This is a genomic window from Bacteroides sp. OM05-12, from assembly GCF_003438995.1.
Lineage (GTDB): Bacteria > Bacteroidota > Bacteroidia > Bacteroidales > Bacteroidaceae > Bacteroides.
In genome coordinates this window covers 1-1,914 of sequence record NZ_QSUN01000050.1, presented here as the reverse complement: position 1 = coordinate 1,914, position 1,914 = coordinate 1, and the positions used below count along the sequence as shown (strand labels likewise).

Sequence of the window (1,914 nt, the reverse complement as noted above, 5' to 3'; positions counted from 1 at the left end):
TTAATTCTTTTGAACTCATTTGATGATCTGTTTGAGTCAACCTATAGCAGGACAAGACAATTATTACTATGTATATATAAGGTTTAAAAGTAGGTGTCACAAGTGTCACAAATGCCGCACTTTGATATTTTATGTGACAGCGTGACACTGTGACAGTGGTTTTATTAGTATTATATGTACTATAATATAAGAAATACATATATTAACTTATACATTATACAATAGTATATATAATAGTCCGAAAGTACGTGTCACGCCGTCACACTGTCACGCTTTTCAGTAAGCACCCAATTGGGGTTCTTCGTCAATTTTGGATATTTACTTTTTTTGTTTGGTGATAATTATTTGTTAATGCAAAATAAAATATATTCCTTTGCAATAATTGGAGTATTGAGGATTATTGGATATAATAATTGTAATTAAAGATAAAAAAGGATGTGTTTAGTTTGAACTTAACGAAATATGAGTAAATTTGCGCTTGAAGAGATAGATAGCATACGTGGGAAGCAGATTTTTAGCAAATTAATAATGGATGGGATATGCCTGTTTGATGAATTTGCATCTAAGTTGGAAGAACAATATAAAAGTGAATTGGATGCTATCGGCTATTATATGGAAGCAGTTGCAAATTTACAATCGTTGCCTGATACGAAATTTAGAGAATTAAAAGGTGGAAAAGGTGACGTGAAAGAGTATGAATTCAAATCAAGACATTTGAGAGTTTATGTCATGCAACAAAAAGGAGGAAAAATTATTGTTATAGGCGGTTATAAGAATAACCAAAGCAAAGATATCCTATCATTTAGATCTATAAAAAAACAATTTTTGGATTCTTTTAAAGATATAAAATCATGAAAACAAGAGCAGAACTGTTAAAGAGTAAAGGGTATTGGTTGGCAAAAATTCAGACTGAATTGTTTCGGGAAATTGATGGATTCAAAAGAAAAAATGGAATGAATAATACTCAACTAGCGGAATATTTGGGATGTAGCAAAGGATATATATCTCAACTGCTAAATGGAGACTTTGATCATAAATTGAGCAAATTGATTGAACTTTCCTTAGCTATAGGAAAAGTACCTTGTATTGAATATATGGATATGGAATCTTATATGGTAAGAGATGACATTATGTATAAAGCTACTTTTAAAACAAGTGTTTACGCCATTCCACAGAAAAACGGATATAGTTCTTATATGGATAAAGACATTCAAGAGGATAAAATCTTATTAAGCGCATAAAGATGGTAATACCTTATAAAATTTCGCATATTGAAACGAAGCAATTTGCTGTATTTCCAGATGTTCTTGTCTATGGTGAAACAATTGGAACATCTGTTGATTTTTCATTTACTGTTAATACGGATAGAACTGGAATTAGGGCTGTGGGAACGTTCAAATATGAACAGAAACAGAACTTACTTTTGATATTGGAATTAGCATGTTACTTTGATATATCTCCCGAAGGTTGGGATAAGGTAAAAGAAGATAATAAATGGGTTATTCCCGTTGATTTTCTTCGGTATATGGCTACTATTGTAGTCGGTGCTGCTCGGGGAATAATTCATATAAAGACCGAAGGAACAGTACTTAATACTGTTGTACTTCCGCCGATTAATCTGCAAGAGGGAATCAATGATGATTATGTAATAGAGAAAAAAAAGGAGTGAGGTCTTAACGCCAAAAATCACCTTGATGTTTTTTAAAAACAACCTGATGTTTGTTCGCAATCATCCTTATGTTTTTTAAAAACATCAAGGTGATTTTTTTGTGCTTGCGGACAGTTTTCCCCGGATTATTCATCAACCTGTGAGATAGATTCCGGGCTGCCGTCAAAATGATCCTTGTCTTCCTCTTTGGATCGTTTATTATCCTTTTTCTTGGATATACCCTTTTGACTTTTTGAACCGTACAT

General features: G+C 32.3%; 3 protein-coding genes. All 3 read left to right on the top strand.

Going from position 1 to position 1,914, the window contains the following annotated elements; translation table 11 throughout:
• Positions 1–462 precede the first annotated feature (462 nt).
• From DXB63_RS17640 to DXB63_RS17630, 3 genes are read left to right on the top strand one after another with little or no spacing between them, the layout of a single operon-like run.
• Positions 463–855: a hypothetical protein gene (locus tag DXB63_RS17640; protein WP_122127697.1), complete on the top strand. Its 393-nt coding sequence runs from the start codon at positions 463–465 to the stop codon at positions 853–855.
• Positions 852–1,241: a helix-turn-helix domain-containing protein gene (locus DXB63_RS17635; protein ID WP_122127696.1), complete on the top strand. Its 390-nt coding sequence runs from the start codon at positions 852–854 to the stop codon at positions 1,239–1,241. Before DXB63_RS17640 ends, DXB63_RS17635 begins: the two co-directional genes overlap by 4 nt.
• 2 nt (positions 1,242–1,243) lie before the next feature.
• Positions 1,244–1,669 carry a hypothetical protein gene (locus tag DXB63_RS17630; protein WP_122127695.1) on the top strand — a complete coding sequence of 142 codons (426 nt, stop codon included), beginning with the start codon at positions 1,244–1,246 and terminating at the stop codon, positions 1,667–1,669.
• Positions 1,670–1,914 lie beyond the last annotated feature (245 nt).